Source organism: Gemmatimonadota bacterium (assembly GCA_040388625.1).
GTDB lineage: Bacteria > Gemmatimonadota > Gemmatimonadetes > Gemmatimonadales > Gemmatimonadaceae > Fen-1247.
Window position 1 is genome coordinate 1 of sequence record JAZKBK010000019.1, and the last position, 16,889, is coordinate 16,889.

General features: G+C 65.5%; 26 protein-coding genes. 8 read left to right on the forward strand and 18 right to left on the reverse strand.

Annotated features, from left to right (window positions below):
- The first annotated feature begins 80 nt into the window (after positions 1 to 80).
- The 7 genes from V4529_17355 (at position 81) to V4529_17385 (ending at position 2,341) form a co-directional block, all read left to right on the forward strand.
- Positions 81 to 281 carry a hypothetical protein gene (locus V4529_17355; GenBank protein ID MES2360112.1) on the forward strand — a complete coding sequence of 67 codons (201 nt, stop codon included), beginning with the start codon at positions 81 to 83 and terminating at the stop codon, positions 279 to 281.
- Complete coding sequence (locus V4529_17360) at positions 278 to 628, forward strand: SWIM zinc finger family protein (GenBank protein ID MES2360113.1); 351 nt, start codon at positions 278 to 280, stop codon at positions 626 to 628. Before V4529_17355 ends, V4529_17360 begins: the two co-directional genes overlap by 4 nt.
- A 245-nt stretch (positions 629 to 873) precedes the next feature.
- The gene (locus V4529_17365; GenBank protein ID MES2360114.1) at positions 874 to 1,170 is read left to right on the forward strand and encodes a hypothetical protein; all 297 of its coding nucleotides are present in this window, start codon (positions 874 to 876) and stop codon (positions 1,168 to 1,170) included.
- Positions 1,171 to 1,256: 86 nt separating this feature from the next.
- The gene (locus V4529_17370; GenBank protein ID MES2360115.1) at positions 1,257 to 1,472 is read left to right on the forward strand and encodes a hypothetical protein; all 216 of its coding nucleotides are present in this window, start codon (positions 1,257 to 1,259) and stop codon (positions 1,470 to 1,472) included.
- Positions 1,469 to 1,675, forward strand: coding sequence for a hypothetical protein (locus V4529_17375; GenBank protein ID MES2360116.1), 207 nt, complete (start codon positions 1,469 to 1,471; stop codon positions 1,673 to 1,675). The genes V4529_17370 and V4529_17375 overlap by 4 nt, the downstream gene beginning before the upstream one ends.
- 102 nt (positions 1,676 to 1,777) lie before the next feature.
- Positions 1,778 to 1,936, forward strand: a complete 159-nt coding sequence (locus V4529_17380; GenBank protein MES2360117.1) for a hypothetical protein — start codon at positions 1,778 to 1,780, stop codon at positions 1,934 to 1,936.
- 12 nt (positions 1,937 to 1,948) lie between these two features.
- Positions 1,949 to 2,341, forward strand: coding sequence for a hypothetical protein (locus V4529_17385; GenBank protein MES2360118.1), 393 nt, complete (start codon positions 1,949 to 1,951; stop codon positions 2,339 to 2,341).
- Positions 2,342 to 2,477: 136 nt separating this feature from the next.
- Here V4529_17385 and V4529_17390 read toward each other — a convergent pair whose 3' ends face one another.
- Complete coding sequence (locus V4529_17390; GenBank protein ID MES2360119.1) at positions 2,478 to 2,774, reverse strand: hypothetical protein; 297 nt, start codon at positions 2,772 to 2,774, stop codon at positions 2,478 to 2,480.
- A gap of 86 nt (positions 2,775 to 2,860) precedes the next feature.
- Here V4529_17390 and V4529_17395 point away from each other — a divergent pair, with 86 nt between their 5' ends.
- The gene (locus tag V4529_17395) at positions 2,861 to 3,322 is read left to right on the forward strand and encodes a helix-turn-helix domain-containing protein (GenBank protein ID MES2360120.1); all 462 of its coding nucleotides are present in this window, start codon (positions 2,861 to 2,863) and stop codon (positions 3,320 to 3,322) included.
- Positions 3,323 to 3,325: 3 nt separating this feature from the next.
- Here the strand turns inward: V4529_17395 and V4529_17400 are convergent, their stop codons facing one another.
- From V4529_17400 to V4529_17480, 17 genes are all read right to left on the reverse strand, one after another.
- Entirely contained in the window at positions 3,326 to 5,026 is a 1,701-nt protein-coding gene (locus V4529_17400; GenBank protein MES2360121.1) for a hypothetical protein, read from the reverse strand.
- Positions 5,027 to 5,089: 63 nt separating this feature from the next.
- Complete coding sequence (locus V4529_17405; protein MES2360122.1) at positions 5,090 to 7,105, reverse strand: type IV secretory system conjugative DNA transfer family protein; 2,016 nt, start codon at positions 7,103 to 7,105, stop codon at positions 5,090 to 5,092.
- Positions 7,106 to 7,112: 7 nt separating this feature from the next.
- Positions 7,113 to 7,340 carry a hypothetical protein gene (locus V4529_17410; GenBank protein ID MES2360123.1) on the reverse strand — a complete coding sequence of 76 codons (228 nt, stop codon included), beginning with the start codon at positions 7,338 to 7,340 and terminating at the stop codon, positions 7,113 to 7,115.
- Between the two features lie 21 nt (positions 7,341 to 7,361).
- The gene (locus V4529_17415; protein ID MES2360124.1) at positions 7,362 to 8,000 is read right to left on the reverse strand and encodes an NlpC/P60 family protein; all 639 of its coding nucleotides are present in this window, start codon (positions 7,998 to 8,000) and stop codon (positions 7,362 to 7,364) included.
- Entirely contained in the window at positions 7,985 to 8,497 is a 513-nt protein-coding gene (locus V4529_17420) for an HNH endonuclease signature motif containing protein (GenBank protein MES2360125.1), read from the reverse strand. Before V4529_17420 ends, V4529_17415 begins: the two co-directional genes overlap by 16 nt.
- Before the next feature lie 23 nt (positions 8,498 to 8,520).
- Complete coding sequence (locus V4529_17425) at positions 8,521 to 9,501, reverse strand: hypothetical protein (protein ID MES2360126.1); 981 nt, start codon at positions 9,499 to 9,501, stop codon at positions 8,521 to 8,523.
- Positions 9,498 to 10,514, reverse strand: coding sequence for a hypothetical protein (locus V4529_17430; GenBank protein ID MES2360127.1), 1,017 nt, complete (start codon positions 10,512 to 10,514; stop codon positions 9,498 to 9,500). The genes V4529_17425 and V4529_17430 overlap by 4 nt, the downstream gene beginning before the upstream one ends.
- A 250-nt stretch (positions 10,515 to 10,764) precedes the next feature.
- The gene (locus tag V4529_17435) at positions 10,765 to 10,980 is read right to left on the reverse strand and encodes a hypothetical protein (protein MES2360128.1); all 216 of its coding nucleotides are present in this window, start codon (positions 10,978 to 10,980) and stop codon (positions 10,765 to 10,767) included.
- 468 nt (positions 10,981 to 11,448) lie between these two features.
- Positions 11,449 to 11,916 (reverse strand): hypothetical protein, encoded by a 468-nt coding sequence (locus V4529_17440; protein MES2360129.1) that lies wholly within the window; start codon positions 11,914 to 11,916, stop codon positions 11,449 to 11,451.
- A 430-nt stretch (positions 11,917 to 12,346) separates the two neighbouring features.
- Entirely contained in the window at positions 12,347 to 12,493 is a 147-nt protein-coding gene (locus V4529_17445) for a hypothetical protein (protein MES2360130.1), read from the reverse strand.
- Positions 12,494 to 12,630: 137 nt separating this feature from the next.
- Positions 12,631 to 13,134: a hypothetical protein gene (locus V4529_17450; protein ID MES2360131.1), complete on the reverse strand. Its 504-nt coding sequence runs from the start codon at positions 13,132 to 13,134 to the stop codon at positions 12,631 to 12,633.
- Positions 13,135 to 13,158: 24 nt separating this feature from the next.
- Positions 13,159 to 13,371: a hypothetical protein gene (locus V4529_17455; protein MES2360132.1), complete on the reverse strand. Its 213-nt coding sequence runs from the start codon at positions 13,369 to 13,371 to the stop codon at positions 13,159 to 13,161.
- 190 nt (positions 13,372 to 13,561) lie between these two features.
- Positions 13,562 to 13,759 (reverse strand): hypothetical protein, encoded by a 198-nt coding sequence (locus V4529_17460; protein ID MES2360133.1) that lies wholly within the window; start codon positions 13,757 to 13,759, stop codon positions 13,562 to 13,564.
- Positions 13,756 to 13,890: a hypothetical protein gene (locus V4529_17465; protein MES2360134.1), complete on the reverse strand. Its 135-nt coding sequence runs from the start codon at positions 13,888 to 13,890 to the stop codon at positions 13,756 to 13,758. Before V4529_17465 ends, V4529_17460 begins: the two co-directional genes overlap by 4 nt.
- A gap of 128 nt (positions 13,891 to 14,018) precedes the next feature.
- A complete protein-coding gene (locus tag V4529_17470) occupies positions 14,019 to 15,548 on the reverse strand; it encodes a DUF3854 domain-containing protein (protein ID MES2360135.1) in 1,530 nt (509 codons plus the stop codon).
- On the reverse strand, positions 15,517 to 15,780 hold the full coding sequence (locus V4529_17475) for a hypothetical protein (GenBank protein ID MES2360136.1): 264 nt from the start codon (positions 15,778 to 15,780) through the stop codon (positions 15,517 to 15,519). Before V4529_17475 ends, V4529_17470 begins: the two co-directional genes overlap by 32 nt.
- 44 nt (positions 15,781 to 15,824) lie before the next feature.
- Positions 15,825 to 16,370 carry a hypothetical protein gene (locus tag V4529_17480; GenBank protein MES2360137.1) on the reverse strand — a complete coding sequence of 182 codons (546 nt, stop codon included), beginning with the start codon at positions 16,368 to 16,370 and terminating at the stop codon, positions 15,825 to 15,827.
- Positions 16,371 to 16,889 lie beyond the last annotated feature (519 nt).

The following is a 16,889-nucleotide window of genomic DNA, read 5'->3' on the forward strand; positions in this document are numbered from 1 at the left end:
TATCCCTGTCAGAGTGTTGACACTTGCACGCTGTTAGGCGACAATAGGAGTAGATAAGAGCAGAGGAAACGCCGGCAGACATGACGATGACCAACGAAGACCTCGCCGCCACCACGCTGCGAGCACTCATCGACGAATTGCGAGCAGAGCGCGAAACAGCGATTGAAGAGCTTCACACCTGCGGTTACGCCAAGGGCACGCCAGGCTACCGCCAAGCAGAGGGCAAGGTCATCTGGCTCAACGGCAAATTGGATCGTCTCGAACGAGAGGCGCGGTCATGACCATGACAACCGACCGCCGCGAGAAGACCGAGCAGCTCGCCAACGATCCCGGCCAGTGGCTGAAAGTCCGCGATCAGTCAGGTCGAGCCGTCGCGTACGGCATCCCCAGCGCCAGCACACCAAACCTCTACTACTTCGCGAATTCGACGCAGTGCACCTGTCCCGCAGGGCGCCGCGGCCGACGTTGCTGGCACACCGCCGCCGTCGCGAAGCACGTAGCCGACGTTCGCGCTGCCAGCCGGCCGGTGTTGACGCTGGTGCGTCACGAGGATGGCGACCTGTCGTGGCAGACCGACGCGGAGCGCCGCCTCGCAGAGCGCTACAGCCAGATTTACGGAAAGGACTGAACCATGACGACAACCCCTGCTTGTCACTGGTGCGGCGTCGGTATCGACGTTCGCCCACGCGGACCGCTGCTCTGCACGGTTTGCCACGAGTCGCGCGGCCTCGTGTGTGATGACTGCCGCCAGCAACTCGCCGGCCCGTGCGACGGTTGCCGCACACCTGACGACTACGACGACGAGCGGCACGACTGCCGCTACGCTGGCGAGCCTGGCGCCGGTTGCTTCGCTTTCTGCGAGGAGTGCGCCTGATGGCGCAATCCACGTGTCGTACGTGCGATGCCCCACTCGTCTGGCAGGACACCGAGAACGGCCGGCGCCCCTTCAACCCTGACGGCACACCACACCGCGACGCGCGGAGCAATGGCCGCCCAGCGTCATCGCCCGATAAGGAGCGTTCGATCCGTCGTCAGGTCGCCATGAAGTGCGCCGCCGAGCTTGTCGCCGCGGCTGTGACATCGCACGAGGACGCCAGGATCAGCCTCGTGTTTGCCGTCGCGGACCAGATCGACAAATGGCTAGAGAAGGGAGGCGATGCCACCGACTGACTGAGCGCCCCTGTCTATACGCACGACGGCCGGGGAGCTCGCAACGCCCCGGCCGCCATTCACACCGCCACCTCGGGAGAGTAGTGATGCACACAAAGTCTACGGCCGCCGCATTAGCCGGCCAGCCACCCCTGGATCTGGTTTTAGAGCGCTTGCCCAGTGGCGAGCTTGCATGGCTCCGGCCATCCACCGCGCCCGCCGAAGACGACGAGGCCCGCTACTGGCCAAGTGAGCGCGGCCGTCAACTCACCCGCCGGTGGGCCGCGGAACGCTGGCTGTTCGGACGCGAGATCTGCTCGTGACCGAGCACGGGTGCGACGAATCGGCCGACAGATATCTGGCGAACGCGCTGCGGCACACCGCGGAGGCGTCCAACGCGTTGCTCGACATGACCGTCGAGCCGCCCTCGGTGCCGGTCGCTCAGAGAGCCGTCGTGCACCTCGCTGGCGCAAGTCTCGCCGCGCAACGCCTGTTAGCCCGCCTCGAGGCGCTCGAGGATGCCTGAGGTGCTCACCGTCGTGGAGACGATCGTCTACATCGGCGGCGGTGCTGTCCTCGGGCTGTTGCTCACGTCGATGTGGGTGAAGAGACAGAAGAAGCGCCGCTCATGAGGCGGCACACCCTCGCGGTCATCGGCTCGTGCGCGGTCACGGTCGCGCTGTGTTGCCTGCTGTTCTTCGTACCGAGCGATCAGGTTTACTGGCCGTTCCTACTTGCCGCGGCGTGGGCAACCGGCGTCGCGGTCGGCTCGTGGCTACGGCTGTAAAAGGGAGTACCGATGCTTGCCGCAATCGTCCTCGCTGCCGCGCTGTTCGCACAGCCAGCGCCCACCCCCACGCCGGAGCCGGCCTACGCTGGCTACCGGTGCCAGATTTTTGTCGATCGCTCCTACATCTGCGGCAGAGCCGACCCTACCGGGATCGACCGAACGAGGGCGTTCGTCACTGGGTGCATTCCGAACGCTGACGGTGTCTACGACGCATGCTCGCCGCCACCGGATGAGGGCACCAGCGAGCAGCTCGCGGCACTCAGTGACGAGGTCGCGGCGTTACGCGCATCGAACGAGCGGCTTGTCGATCAGTTGAATGCCACGACCGCGGCCCTGGCCATGCTGACCGATCAGCTACATACAGACCAACAGGTGCGGCAGGCCGCACCAGACGGGACCTGACCTCGCACAACGACCGTGCATGCACGTCATCGTGTGTGCACGCTTGCACGTGGCATCACCGAGGCGCAGCCGTAGCGCTCACGCCTCGGAATTAGCCTCACGTGAGGCTAATTCGCTCTCTGCCAGGAGTCGCAGGCTAGGGGACCGGGCTGACGAAGAACCGCTCTTTGGCGGCGGACGCGGCCGCGCCCGTCGAGTTCGTGGCGTACTCCCACTGCCCCACCTGATTCGCGGTCAGGTGGGCGGTATACGTGCCAGTAGACACGTGCGTCAGGCTGGCTACCGAGTTGGTGCCGTCAGGCGCAAAAACGGTGAGCACGATCGTCGGGTCGTCGCACGGGTCTTGCGTCGTCGGATCGTGGGGATCGCCCGTCGCCGGGTCCGTCAGATAGGCCTCCAGGAACACCACCTCGCCAACGACGTACCGATTCACGGACTCATTTCAACACATCACCGTGCCGCGTCCGTAGCGCTCGACCTGGTCTCATGAGACCAGGTCGAGCCATAGCCTCGGAAACGATGGCCGATATCTCTGTCCACGACGCGGCCACGAGGCTGGCTACGTCCGAGCGTACTGTCCGACGCTACCTGGCTTCGGGCCAACTCGCCGGCACCCGCACCGCGGACGGCTGGACGGTCAGCGGTCAGGACCTTGACCGCTTCCTGGCCACGCGGACGGTCAGTCCGACCACCAATGGCCACGCGGTCACGGACATGTCCGCGGGTATGACCGAGCTCGTACGCCTGGTCGACCGCTTGCAGCGTGAGAATCGCGATCTCGCCGGCCTCGTCGGCTCGCTGCAGGAACGCAACGCCAACCTCGAGGCGCAACTTGCGCTGCCGACACCGTCAGAAACGCCTCTGGGAGAGCGCTACGCCAACGATCCCGGCAACACGTCTACACCTACCGGGCCTGCGCCCTCACGTGCGTACGCGCGCGCGTGGTGGCAGTTCTGGCGTACCTCGCCTGTTACCCAGTAACAGTCAAGTAGTCCGAGTGCGGGACCGCTCGACGCGCCAGCGGGCCCAGCGTTCTTTCGTGCTCTCAGACTCGAGCTCAGGTCGCAGATGCTCAGGGTTGAAGCAGGTTTCGTTGGGCCCGATCGCGCCGTGTTCCTGGCAGTAATGACCCAGCACGTAGCCGTCCGGGACCAGCCCATTCCGCACTTGCCAGACCCAGCGGTAGACAACCTGGCCGTCTTTGTACCGACCGTCGACTGGATCAATCGCGCTGAACTTTGGGCGCCCTGAGGTGTTCTTGCCATACGTCGACAACCAGCAGTCGGGATAGTCCGGATCGCCGAACCTGGCGCGCTCCCACACACGGCGTCCGTCAGACGTGTCCAGCCACGCCGGCACGGTCGGCACCTCGATGACGGTCACGCGACGCCCAGGCGGCAACGCCAACACCCCGCGGTAGCGCGGCACGGAAGTGCCGTCCCGTTCTTCGTTCGCCATGGGTCCCGTTCGAACGGGACCGGACTTCCTGGGCTTCCTGGGCTTCCACGTCGGCACGCTCGCTTGCTGCACGCGGCCGCCAGCCACGACGTAGAAACGGCCGTGGGGTAGCGCGTGCTCGCCGAATGCCTCGGGCGGCACCAGTCCGAAGGTGGCGTCGGAACTCCACTGCCTCGAGCGCTTGTCGCCGCCGGACTGCTGGCCCAGGAACCACACGGCCACGTTGCCGCGTACCTCGCTGGGAAAGTCCTCGGCGATCTGGCTGGCAAACAGCCCGGTCACCTTGCGCACCCTGAACGTCCGCACCGCGTCGCCGAAGAGCTCGCCGCCGATGAGGCCGACCTCGTCGATGGCGACGCCGATATTGCCGAGCGTCTCCGCGGCGCGGAGAGCTTCCAGGATGGCGATCTGCGCGAACCTGGCGCGGTTGCTCGTGTCCTGAAAGGCGTTCAGCGAGAACATGACGCTGGTGCCGGCGCGCAGCGTCTCCACAACGTCGAGGTCGGCGCCTAGCGAGTCACCGAGTGATTGCTCCATCTCGCGCAGTCGAGCCGTCCAGTTTTCCACCATCGTCTGTGACGACTGGCCTTTCGCCACGCTCGGCAGCACGGCCAGGACCTGGGCCAGCGTGCGGACATCACCCCGTTCGTCCGCGGTGAGCCACGCCTGACGCGCGGCCTGTTTGAACATCGAGCGGTGGACGCCGACGTCCTGGCCATTGCTCGGAAACATGTACTCCACCCGCTGCGCCGCGAGCTCGAGCGGGCCGCCCCACGGATACCAGCTGATGTCGCCGCGGGCTTTCCAGACCACGCCGCCCACTGATTGGACCCAGTTCTCGAGCGGCGGCGCATGGTCGCCGGTGATGATGACGACGGGCACGCGCAGCTGGTCGGCGAGCATGGCCAGCAGCGTGCTCTTGCGCGCGCCGGTGGTGGCGATGATGCCGATGTGCCGCCAGGCGCGATCGAAGGTCGCGCCGCCCACACTGACGGGCTGGGCATAGCGCCAGCGCTCGACGATGTTGGGCCCGCCCCACGCCGGCGCCGGAGCGGTGCTCGTGGCGGCCGCGGCCTGGGGGCGAGTCGACTCAGATCGAGGCCGCGTGAACACCAGCAGCAGACCAGCCACCACGAGCAAGCCCAGCGCCAGCTTGCCGTTCGGCTGGGCCCATAGCGCCAGCAGCGCGGCCGGCAGCAGCGCGCCGCTCAGTCCTGGGAGGGCCACGGGCTGAAAATCTCGGCCAGCCACTGCAGGATCAGCACGGCCACGACCAGGATGACCAGCACCTTACGCAGGGGTGGGCACAGGATCAGCAGCGTGACCGTTGCGACGATCGCTGCCCAGACTTCCAGGGTGTTCAGATCCACGGCGTAGCGCCTCCTTTTCTCTCGGGTCGGTGGTGATCTCGCGATGCTCGTCTGGCGTGGCCTGAATGTCGAGCGGCACGAGCATGCCGCCACAGTCGAGCAATGCCTGGCCACGCCCCGCGCCGCGCAGGAACCGGCGCGACGGCACGGGCAACCCGACCGCTTCGGCCAGGTCGTCAAGGTCACGATCGTGCTGACGCAGGTAGATCCTGATGGCGGCGTTGTCGAGCACCGCCTGGCCGCTCTTCAGCAGCTCGCGCACCTGCTGGGTGGCGATCCACAGCGACAGCCAGTGATGGCGGCCAATGCGCGCGATCTCTTCGACGAGCTCGGCGACCTCCGGGTCGCGCAACAGCGACCACAACTCGTCGAGGATCAGCATCCTCGGCCGCGGATCGGCTTTTGCCTCGGCCCAGACCTCATCTATCCACGCGCGCAGGACGCGGGCCCGCTCGGCGGGTTTGACGTCGGCCAGGTTGAGCGTGCGCGCACCGGGGATGTCGCCATACTCCGCCGGCGTGCGCTGCTCGACGATCAACAGTTGCACGCCGCGCAGTCGACGCGCCAGCAGCTTCAACAGGAAGCTTTTCCCCATGCCGACCTTCGCGACGACCACGCCGCCGAAGGACTCGAGCGACGGGTCGAACGGATCCAGTTTGACCAGCATGCCGCCCTCACGCGTGGTGCCCAGCTCGGCGCCGCCCGCGTGGTCGACCGTGCCCGGCTGCATGATCCACGTCGAGGCCACGCTGGCGCAGTCGAGTGTGTGCCACACGCTGAGCAGACGGCAGCGTCCCGTTGCCGACGTCGCCTCGAGGCCGACGTCCTGTTCGTACTTCGCCAACCGGACATCGCCCAGGACCAGGCCGATCTCGTGCCCGAGCGTCTGCACGCGCTGGCGTAACACGTCGCGAGTCGGCGCCCAGACCGTCAGGACCACGGCGACCTTGACCGGACGGTCGGTCCTGGCGATCAGCCGCTGGCGCGTGACCTCGGCGTCGCGCCGGCCGAGCTCGTTACCCGCGTCGTGCCGCAGGCCGTAGTCCGTCTGCCAGGATTGCTGCTTTTTCAGGAACCGCGCGATGCGCTGCGGGTCCTGCGGCATCACGTGAATCCCCACGTGCACCGGCAGATCGCTGGCGAGCGCCTGGCCGAGCCAACCGGGTGATACCTCGCGCGGCCAACGCCGTAGCACCAGCGTGGCGCACCATTCGTCACCCACCCGCACACAGTCGGGATAGATCGTGACCGGCCGTGTGTCGATCGGCAGCACGCCCGGTTCACAGCGCAACCCGACACCCTCGAGCGCGCGGGTGACGGTGCGTACGCGCCAGGCCAGCTCGACGTCGTCGGTGGCGCGCACCACGACCAACCAGCGTCGCTGCAACACCGGCGGTTGCGGCCAGTCGCGCACGTCGGACAACTCGTGCGCCTCGCCGATCACCTGGACGCGATGCGACAGGCCCATCAACACCCGCGCCAGCGACTCGGCCTCGTCGGCACGTTCCCGCGGCGAGGCCATGCCGTAGTTCACCGTAGGCGCCACTCGCAGCACCGCGATACGTACTGTCGCTGGCGCCGGCGCAGTCTTGCGCCGTGGCAGATGCCGTGCGATCCACGTCGTCGGCCAGGTCGCGACGCCGAAGTGATGCCACCAGGCCTGGACCCACTCGTGCGCGCGGCGCAGGCCGAGGCGTGAGCGAAAACTGGCAGCGAGCGCGCCCAGGTAGGGCACGTCCGTCACTGGTTCGCCGGTGAGCGTCCACACCACGGCGCCGAGCACGATCGGGATGCCGAGTGCGGCCAGACCGTGCAGCGATAACCACCAGGTGACGAGCCCCGCACCGAACAGCACGGCGATGTCCGCGAAGGCATCCTCACGCTCGAGCTCGGTGGGCACCACGAGCGTGGTCTGTGCGGCGGGGGCCTCGATCATGGCCGGGTCAGTGACCCAGGCCGACACTCCCCAGCGATTGCGCCAGGGTGAGCGCCAGGAGCATGACCGCGCCACCGACCAGCGCGGCAATAACGATGCTGCGACCAGCGCGATGATCGCCAATGGCCCACGTCGCGCCACCGGCGAAGAGCCCCGCCGCGACGATGGGCACGGCGAGCGTGTCGATGGCCGAGGTGATGATGCCCGTTACGAGCGTGCCGAGACTTCCAAACATGCGTGACCTCCTGTCGTGTTGTCAGGCCTGGGTCGGTGGCGAAGGAAGGCGCACCCGTCCGTACCCAGCCAGGTGCGCGCGCCAGTACGCGGTGTCCAGGGATGCCCAGCCGAGGGTGGGCTCAACGGCGCTCACCATGCGCCCGCCGCCCATGTAGATCCCGACGTGGGTGATGAAGTCAGGCGAGTCGTACGTCGCTTTGAAGAACACCAGGTCACCCGGTTGCGGGTCGCTGACGCGGGCGGTGGCGTTGAATTGCGTCTGCGCCGTTCGCGGCAGACTGACGCCCAGTTGCGCGTAGATGCGCAACGTGAATCCCGAACAGTCGACGCCGCGGCCGGCGGGCCCGTTGCCGCCGAAGACGTAGGGCGAGCCCAGCCACGGCTGAATCAATTGCAGCAGTACCGTCGTGATCGCCGTGGCACCCTGCGCCTGCGGCGCGGTATCCACCGGCGGCGCAACTGCTGCCGGTGCCGGGCCCACGAGGGGGGCGGATCCCTCGGAGCCGTTAGTCGTGAGTAACGACTCACCGCTATTGCCCTGCAGCCACCACGGCGCAAACGGCTGTTCAAAGTACCCCAGCAAGGGGGCGATAAACAGGAGAAGAAAAGCAACGACTCCTGCGACGAGCCACCACAGCCAGGTCATACGTGCACCCACGCGCGGCGACCAATGATCGCGGCGACCTGGCCCATGTCCAACCCCGTGAGCACAGCGAGCGAATGCAAACTGACGCCCTTCTCGTGCGCCGCCCTCATTTCGCGAACCATCCATTCGTCGAGGCGGGCTGCCGGGTTGCGTTCGCCGCGCTTGTCGGATGTTCTGCCGCGCCCACGATTTCGCAGGTCGGTCATGTTTTCGACATGGCTGCCGAGACGCAAGTGGGCTAGTCGCACACACCAGCGGTTGTCGCACGAGTGCAGCACGAACAAGCCTGTCGGAATTGGCCCGTGCGCTGACTCCCAGACGATGCGATGCGCGCGGACGTTTCGCGCGCCAATTTTCATGTATCCGTACCCGCTGTAATTACGCGGGCCGGTCCATTCCAAACATTCGCCTGCCTCAACTGTGTATGCCGCGATCCGTTGCTCGATCGGGAGCCGGCGATGCTTGTTGGGATTGTGGCCGGACAGATAGCGCCGTCCAGGCTTTGCCATGCGTCCACAGTTGCACGCGCAGTTCATCGCGCTATCCGTTTCAGCACGGCGAACTGGATCAGGCGGCCGATGACGCCGGCGTGGGTGCCTGGCATCTGCATGCCGGACAACAGCCCAGGCAGACCTCGGATCAACAGCAGCACCACGATGCCGAGCAGCACGCCCACCACGCCGGTACCCAGCGAACTGATGACACTCGCCGTTTTCAGGCCGATGACGATGAGGACCTGCGAGAACACCAGACCCGCCGCGACGCGCACGTAGCCCATGGCCCAGGACTCGGTCTGCTCGAGCGCAAAGCCCAGCAGAAACAGGCTGCCGCACGCGATCAGCACGTCGATCAGCCCGAGGCGCATCAGCAACGTAAACAGCGTCAGCAGCGCCACGACGGCGTAGACGACGATCAGCAACAGCGCGGGTACGGCCGACGCCGCGGCGTCGGTGGGCGATGCGGTTGGTAGCTGGAGCTGCGGTTTCAGCAGACCGGCCATATCTGGCGCGCTGATGACGGTGTTGATCGCGTTGTTGATGTCGATGCCGATCTGCCACCACACCAGGTTGCCGACGCTCAGCACGACCGCGGCGAAGAGTCGCCCCCAGCGCATCGGTTGCCCGCCACCCATCGCGTGCGACGCGCCCATGCCAAAGACCGCCAGCGCGATCAGTACGAACGCCGCCAGGCGGATCTGCTCGGCCAGGCCGCGGATCGTCGGGTTGTTGTAGGACAGGTCAGGCGGCGTGGTGCGCCACACGTCCGGCAGACCGAGCATGCCGTTGGCCCACTGCACGGGCGTGGGCGCGATGATCTGCACCAGGATCGCCTGCGAGCTCTCGACGGCCGACTCCGAGACGACCTTCGGATCGGGCGGTGGCGCTACTAACTGCTGCGTCACGGTGGTGTGCGTCTCGATAGGCGGCACCACGGGCGCGGGGAGTGACTGCGCGAAGGTGAGCGCCGGCGCGACCAGCAACCCCAGGACGAACGCCAGCGCCAACCGCTTCATACGTCCTCGCGGTTGCGGTTCTTGAAGATCATGGCCACGACCGCCAGCGCACCCAGCCCCAATCCAGCGAAGCCGAAGCCACCCGCCGGCAGCGACGACTGCTGCACGCTGGCCCCTGGCGTCGCCGTCGGCTCGAGGGTTGGCACCTGAGTGGATGTGGGGAGCGCTGTCGCCGTCGACGAGGGTGAGGGTTGTAGCGTCGGCGTCCGAGTCGGCGCGGGTGTTGCGGTAGGCACCACCAGCACCGTGGCCAGCACGGTGACAATGACGGGCTCCGGCGTCGGTGCCGTCTGATACACGATCCGCGGCGCGGGTGGCTGAGCCGCCGCGGCCTGCACGGCGGCGCGAGCGACCACGCGCGTCGGTGTCGGTGGTGGTGCACCAACTGGTGCACCAGTTTCGGCGGCCGGCGGATCGGTGGGTTGCGGCTGCGCGTCCCAGTACCCGCCGTCCTGCTGCACGTCACAGCGGCCGTCGTCGTCCTGGGCGCACGGCGTGTCCGAGTGCCAGCTCGCGCCGACAATGGGACAGGTGAGCGCGGGGTCCAGCTCGGCGAAATAGTCCACACCGGCCAGCACGACGTTCGTCTCCTGGGTGAACATCCACACGGGCGACCACACGCCGACGAGGCCGCAGCCGCCGAGGTCGACGTCCCAGCGACCCTGGCGCAGCGCGAGCTCGTACAGCGCGGGATTCGGTAGCGTCGTCGGCCGCAGGTAGCCGCCCACCGGATTAGCGCCGAATGGCAGCACGGGCTCGGCCGTGGGCGGATCCTCGGGCGGGTCGGTGGCAGTCGGGACAGGCGCGGACGTCGCGCTCGGCCGCGGTGTGGAGGTCGGCGGCGGCGAGGGCGTCGGCGTCACGGTGATCTTGTGCTGCGCGATCGCGTTGGCGAGCTCGTCGAGCGCGTGCTGCGTCGCCTCGGGCGGCGTGCGACTCTGCGCCGACGCCGCGTGAGCCGTCGCCAGGACCAGCACCAGGCCGAGAAGGACGCCGGATAGGTGGTGAACCACTGGTAAATCCCTGGCACATGCTAGTCTTACGGCTCAGTGGGCGTCCACCAGCCTCTTACCATCGGCTCCGCAGTGCCTGGCGCCGCGACCGTCCTGACGCCATCGCTGCGCTACTGGCGGTTACAACGGGCCCTGCGCCAGGTGGAGCTCGCCAAAGCCGCCGGCGTCGGCAGCATGTCCGTCCACCGCGGCGAGTCCGGCCAGCCCTTGCAAGTCTTCACCGTGCGGAAACTCGCCGAAGCCCTCGGCGTCAGTCCGGCGGATCTCCAGCGTCAGCCACCGGCTTAGCTGCTCTTGCCCCGCGGTTCAGCAGATCGCGAAGCGCCTGCCCGAACGTGGTGCCGTCGAGGCCCGCCTTCTGCTTGATCAGGTCTATCTGCCGCTGCTCCAGATAGACATCTCGAAGAACGAGAGGATCCGGCTTGCGCGGTCGCCCCGCTCCAGCACGTAAGCCACCACGACCCATCGGGGTGCTCCAATCCTTCTGATTCTACACCCTACAGGAATCAAAGCCAATTAAGGGATAGTCGTGGGAGGTGCTGGCAGCAGAAGTAACTCGCGACCTCAATTTCTGGAGAACCCGAACCTGCTCATTCAGTATTCACGCGGGAGAAGTTATCTGCGGTGAATTGCTGGTTGGCAATTCTCAGTTGGACTAGCGTGATAACTCTTCTTATCGTACATTCGCAGTTCTCTGACTTTGTCCCGCGACCACGCCTCGCGTGGTGTATGCGACCAGCGCTGTGGTGTGAGAAGGACAAAACGCCGTTCGCCGACGAGCCTCGCACGTAGCGCGGGCGCGTTGAGACATCAATCTGCAACAACGTTTTGAAAACGTTTCCTGGTTTCCGACCGTCGAGCACTCGCTGACGTTTCCACGATTCCACGCCGCGGCGAAGGCGCGCTTAGTTTCTAAAGCAGACGCAGCGAAGCGTCAGTCTGGTGGCGGCGGATCTATTCGGGCAACGAGGCTCGCGATTCGGTCCGCCAGAGCTGATCGCTGATCTACCGCGTCGAAGGCGATAGGAGTTCCGCCTGGTCCGCTGTGTTCGACCGATTGCCGCTCTCGGTACTTATCTGGCCGGCAGGCCTTGAGCAAGACCTCGAGTAGCCGATCGCTGTACTCGGTGATGATCTCGTAGTCGACGACCTCGCGACCCACGACAATTGGTCGCTTCCGGACTACGCCGTCTACTGCGCGTCTGAGTGCTTCGGCTTCCAGGCGGTCGTAGGCTGATTCGCGGGCTGCTTGACACGCCGCGGCGAACTCATCGCTTTTTTCCTGCCACAGATAGATGCACTGGTTCGTAACACCGGCAGCTTCCGCCGATGCGGTGATGTTGGCGGTCCGTTCCAGCATCGCCAGGAACGTCTTCTGTGCAATCTGGGTACGACGTTGCATCGGTGTTTTCCGCCCGCACCGACTTGAGTGGGCCAGAGGCCGGAAGCTTAAGCGTCACAATATGTTAACGCATCGGACGCCCGGACAGGGGCAGTCTGAGGTCAGTGGAATGACTGGTGTTTGTCAGCCGCTGGACGTCCAGTTGGACGTACGGTCAGTCGTGGTGGAGCGTCCGGCTCGGACGCGGTGAAGTGGCACACAGGAGATGGATCAATCCTGGAGGTGCCACCAGAGATGCAGGGTAAAGCGAGCCCGCGTCCCTGGTTTCCACCGCGCCCGAGCAGGACGCTCCACGCACCGCGAGAGAGGTCCCGATCGGATGCGTACGACCACACAGCAGTGACACGCGGAGCAGCATCGTCCTCCGCGAGTGAGTGCCGCTGAGAATATCGGCGGACTGAACCGACGTCTCTCAATCCGATCGGGACCATCAGAAACGACGCACCCGGCTGTTCGCGCTAAGCGATTGCTCGATCTCGGCGAGCTCCAAAGCTTCCTTCGGTGCGATGACGTTGTAGATCCGTTTGGTGCGGAGGCATTCCGCTCGATACTGGAGTTGCGCCAGGTCAGAATGCACGATTTCCGTATTGGCTGGCGCAGTTGCTAAATCATGCAAAGCGCGCCGATAGACACGACTCTGACAGGCTGCTTTTCCGCACGTCCTGGCGTCGCTACGTTTGGCATGGAATGGCTGGCCGCAGCCCTCACAAACGCTCACCCATGCAACCAGCGTTCGAGCGCTTCGAGTTCGAGCGCTTCCTTGCCGCTGAGGTTGTGGAATGCGCGTTTGCCGCGAAGGACCTCGAGCTGGGCCCGGTACGGCGCCTTCTTCGCTTCGAGTTCGGCCTGGCTCCGGAGCATGCGTAGCCGATCTTTCTCGCGTTCCTGGTCGAACTTGAATTGTCGTGACTCGGCCTCGCCCTGACGCAGCCAGTCAGCGGTTTCCATTCTGAGTTTGACCGCGGCGTCGATCTTCGCTTTCGCCTCGGCACGTTGCTGCTCGTCGAAGGCTAGCCAGCCCTTACGCGCCCGCTCGCTGCCGATGAAGTTCTCGAGCTGGTCCTGGGTCTGCGCCGCGTCGACCTGCAAGGTCCACCAGTCGAAGTCGGCGTCTTCGGCATTCGTCTGATGCTTGTCCTCAGCCGGATGTGATTCCTGCCGAACCGCACCCACGGATGAGAACTCGAAGGTGGTGTCGAGATATTCCAGATCGTTCATGGCGTGGTGATGGCCTCCAATCCGTCAGTCTGGATCGTTTCTCCGGCGCCGTGCGAGGTGAAAGCCGGATTCAGCGGGACAGGGATAGACGACGAGCAACTCGGGAATCGTCCCGCTCGCGAGCAGCCAGTCGTACTCGTGCTTGAGAAAACGTTCAGCATCACCGCGCGAATGGAAAGCAACCTTGTTGCATGGCTCGCAGCGTCCTGGCCTTCGCCGCGCGTACACCGCGGTCACGCGGCACCTCTGGGACCGAGCCAGTCGATGTCGACGTAGACCGGCCGAGCCGTACTAATGACCTCGAAATGCTTCCGCCAGCACGACTCGCATAACTTCTGTGTGCGAGCGCCGCGAACGATATGCAGGACCTGCGGCGCCGTGATTCGACCGCACTGGCTGCACGGCGCCGGTGGCGTGTGAGTAACCATCAGGCTCCACCCGCCAGGGCTTTCGCCTCGCGCCATTCGTAGTAGCGCACGAGGCAGTCTGTGTCGCAGAACTGGAGGATCGTGCCACTGGGCTCGATGACCATGAAACCGACCCTGGACAGGAGCGTATGAAACCCGCCGTACGGTCGGCCGTTTGCCGCACACCACGGACGCGGCATGTCGACGTCTTCGGTCATGCGGCGAGCTCCGTGTCGACCCACGTGATGTGATGGCGGCCACCGCAACGACCGCCACAACCGAGCGAATCGAGCAGGCGCTTTTCTGCGTCTGCCTGGGCGAGTGTCGGCCACACCGTCAACGTGAGCATGCCTGGGCACTCTGAGAGCAAGACGAAGGGTCCGTCCTCGGTGTTGCGGACCACGACACCACCGTAGACACACCTGGCCGCCGCACGGAACGTCTGATGTTCCCGTGAACATGCGTCGTGTCGCACGCTCACGAGGCCACCCCCGCGCACTGGTCGCAGCGGTCCTCTTCCGGGTAGAGCCACTGCCCGCACTCGCAGTGCCGGTGCCCGTCGCCCTCGTCGACGCCCCCCGTACTCATTTTGGTGCCGTCCTCGTACGACGAAAGGGACAGAGGCACACTCGACGAGGGCTCTTCTCCCTGGTACTCATTTTGGGTACCAGGCAATTTCCGCTCGTGCTCCTCCACGAGGCCCGTCACGGTGCACGTCTCGGTGAACTTGTGCGGGTGAGGCTCGTCGATAGGACAGCGCGGCCGCGCAACCTTCGGCTCAGGTTTCGGCGGAGCGTGGCGTGAAAGCGCCCAGAGCATGCCAGGCGTGCCGGTCATGCACTTCGACTCGAGTTCGATGTGCGCGCGAGGTGCGCCGTCGGCGTTCTGGCTGTAGACGGTCCGCTTGACGATCGGGGCGTCGTCGGCGAACACCCGATCCAGCGCCCGTCGCACCGTGTTCTTGCTGAGGCCGACGTCGGCCGCGAGGCCGACGCGCTCCTGGTCGTTCGGGTTCGCCGGGTTCTTCGGCGCGTCGACGACGACGCGGATCGGCCCCTGATGGCCACGGCTCATCCGTGACTGTGTCTGGCAAACGGCGCTGACGGCGACGATGCGCTCGCCGGCGGTCAGGTCGGCGTTGTGCAGCACTTTGAAGATGGCCGCGCGTTCTTCCTCAAGTTCGCGCACACGAGCCTCGAGCTGGCGCACCATGCCCATCGATCCCCACGACTCGGCGTCGATCATCAGTTGCTCGTGCGCCTGGTCGCCGTACCGCGCCGTGTAGTCGTCGGCACCATTTTTCGAGCCGTCCGGCTCATCGGGCAGGTGAACGATGTAGACCAGTGCGCCCTGACGTGTCAGCCAGTTCGCGAGTCGGCGCAATGCCAGCGCGACGTGTGCATTGCGCCAGGCGTCACTGTCGAATTCCAGATAGGTCAAGCGTCCGTCGAGCGGGATGTGCTGCCAGTCGGTGAGCGCCAGCAATCCGCTCGCCTCGCCGCTCTGGTCGAAGGCAGGCCGCGAGTGGTCGCGGTGCGCCCAGGAGAAAACGCCCCAGATGTTGACGGCGCAGTACCCCATCCCGGCCAGACAATCGGCTTTTTTCGCCCCCTCGGTGAACACGAGCGGCACACTCGCGTCGCCAATCTGATCGAGGCATCGCGGCGGCACGTCCAGAATCGGCGACTGGCCTGCGGGATAGTCGTACTTGCGCGCTCTGCCGTCCTTGCCGACGCGTGGCTCGTTCGGCTTGAGCGCGTACCGGCTGTTCGAGCCATCCGGCCCATGCAGCGGAATGAGCAGCCCAGGCCGTGCCTGATAGTCAGCGAAGCCCAGAGCGATTAGCTCGTCCTCGTCGGTCACGGTCCGATAGCCGCGCTCCGCGATCACGTCCTCGCTGATGCCCGAGGCGTCGCGCAGCTCGCGCAGGTGCCGCTCGGCTAGTACGCCTGTTCTTGACGTGTCCTGCGATACTTCAAGCGTCTTGGTTGTATGCTTCGGCTGCATCCAGGTCTCCGGCCTCGACCGCCTTGCCGTGGATAAGTTCGGCGGTCGAGGTCTTTTTTTGTCCTGCGGAGAGCGCCTCCGCGGCGGCGAGCGCGATCGGCAGTCTGGCTATGGCCAGCGCAACGATCTGCTTGGCTGGTGAGCGAATACCCGTCAGGTGAGCGAGCCGACAGATGTCGTCCCACGTCTGCTCGTCATGGAATCGCACCTTGGTCTCGTAGACCTCGTCCATCACCAGATCATTGACGCACAGGCGTTCGGCAGCATGAAGGCCACCTATTTGTTCCTGGCCTCGTGCTGACGCTGTTTCCAACGTCGATAGGTGCGGGGTGGTATCGGGATCGCTCCGGCGACCTCGATATCGCTCGGCTGTCCTAGCGCTTTAGGCCAGCCTGCCCGCACCTGTTCATCGCGGCGAGCGATCCACCCGTCCGAGTGGTTCTGTCTGTTCGGCAACGCGGTACCGGGATTCGTACCTTGAACGCGACCCTCGTGTAGGCCAGGGAAGATCAGCGTCTGGTTGAACAGACGGGTCATTTCTTGAGTCAGCGCTCGGTGGAGATCCTTCGGATGCGGAAAGCGCCGTTGGATGCGGTGATCGTTGAACAGGATGAACGCGCACGCGGCGAGCGCTGAATACACCGCGGCCGCTTCGGCCTGTCCGGCTCGTTCGTCCCAGGTGGTGAGCGGGCCCAGTCGTTGCAGCTCCTGATACTCGAGCGCCGCGAGCTCGAACTGGCGCAGCGCGTTCTCGTGTCGGCGCTCGTGCAGGACCTGGAGCAGCGCGTCGTGGTTGCCGCGCGCCTGGGCGAACGTCAGCACAACCTCGCCGTGTTGGTTTCGCGGCTGTTTACGCGGCATGTCTCGCACTTGGGGATAGCGCATGAGGCGTCACGCAAGTGTCATCTGGCGTCACAGCGCTTGACACTGGCCACTAGCCAGCCACTGCCCAGCCGCTGGGGTCTACGATTCGTTTCGCCGCGCGTGTCGCTGTCATGGGTCGCGCGGCTTTGGCTGGCGGCGTGGACGCTTCGACTCGGTCACGCCGCCAGTTTTTTTGGCTCATCCTTCGGGAGCTCGAGTTGCTTCGGCTCCAGGAACGCGGCCAGTGAGGATTCGCGAACGCGCCACCCGGCGTGATCGCTGCCGAGGCTGATCCCAGCCAGTCGGCCTGACCTCAGCCAGCGGCGCACCGTCTCAGGCTTCAACCGAAGCCGCGCGGCCACCTCCGGCACCGTCAGTAGGGGGTCGTCTGCCATACACGGATAGTAGCAGATACACGCAAGTATCCCTGTCAGAGTGTTGACACTTGCACGCTGTTAGGCGACAATAGGAGTAGAT

Excerpts from the sequence above, each read along its gene's own strand:
- V4529_17355 (MES2360112.1), top strand. The coding sequence starts at position 81 with ATGACGATGACCAACGAAGACCTCGCCGCCACCACGCTGCGAGCACTC.
- V4529_17360 (MES2360113.1), top strand. The coding sequence starts at position 278 with ATGACCATGACAACCGACCGCCGCGAGAAGACCGAGCAGCTCGCCAAC.
- V4529_17365 (MES2360114.1), top strand. The coding sequence starts at position 874 with ATGGCGCAATCCACGTGTCGTACGTGCGATGCCCCACTCGTCTGGCAG.
- V4529_17370 (MES2360115.1), top strand. The coding sequence starts at position 1,257 with ATGCACACAAAGTCTACGGCCGCCGCATTAGCCGGCCAGCCACCCCTG.
- V4529_17380 (MES2360117.1), top strand. The coding sequence starts at position 1,778 with ATGAGGCGGCACACCCTCGCGGTCATCGGCTCGTGCGCGGTCACGGTC.
- V4529_17385 (MES2360118.1), top strand. The coding sequence starts at position 1,949 with ATGCTTGCCGCAATCGTCCTCGCTGCCGCGCTGTTCGCACAGCCAGCG.
- V4529_17395 (MES2360120.1), top strand. The coding sequence starts at position 2,861 with ATGGCCGATATCTCTGTCCACGACGCGGCCACGAGGCTGGCTACGTCC.
- V4529_17405 (MES2360122.1), bottom strand. The coding sequence starts at position 7,105 with ATGATCGAGGCCCCCGCCGCACAGACCACGCTCGTGGTGCCCACCGAG.
- V4529_17410 (MES2360123.1), bottom strand. The coding sequence starts at position 7,340 with ATGTTTGGAAGTCTCGGCACGCTCGTAACGGGCATCATCACCTCGGCC.
- V4529_17420 (MES2360125.1), bottom strand. The coding sequence starts at position 8,497 with ATGGCAAAGCCTGGACGGCGCTATCTGTCCGGCCACAATCCCAACAAG.
- V4529_17425 (MES2360126.1), bottom strand. The coding sequence starts at position 9,501 with ATGAAGCGGTTGGCGCTGGCGTTCGTCCTGGGGTTGCTGGTCGCGCCG.
- V4529_17435 (MES2360128.1), bottom strand. The coding sequence starts at position 10,980 with ATGGGTCGTGGTGGCTTACGTGCTGGAGCGGGGCGACCGCGCAAGCCG.
- V4529_17440 (MES2360129.1), bottom strand. The coding sequence starts at position 11,916 with ATGCAACGTCGTACCCAGATTGCACAGAAGACGTTCCTGGCGATGCTG.
- V4529_17450 (MES2360131.1), bottom strand. The coding sequence starts at position 13,134 with ATGAACGATCTGGAATATCTCGACACCACCTTCGAGTTCTCATCCGTG.
- V4529_17460 (MES2360133.1), bottom strand. The coding sequence starts at position 13,759 with ATGACCGAAGACGTCGACATGCCGCGTCCGTGGTGTGCGGCAAACGGC.
- V4529_17465 (MES2360134.1), bottom strand. The coding sequence starts at position 13,890 with ATGCTCACGTTGACGGTGTGGCCGACACTCGCCCAGGCAGACGCAGAA.
- V4529_17470 (MES2360135.1), bottom strand. The coding sequence starts at position 15,548 with ATGCAGCCGAAGCATACAACCAAGACGCTTGAAGTATCGCAGGACACG.
- V4529_17475 (MES2360136.1), bottom strand. The coding sequence starts at position 15,780 with ATGGACGAGGTCTACGAGACCAAGGTGCGATTCCATGACGAGCAGACG.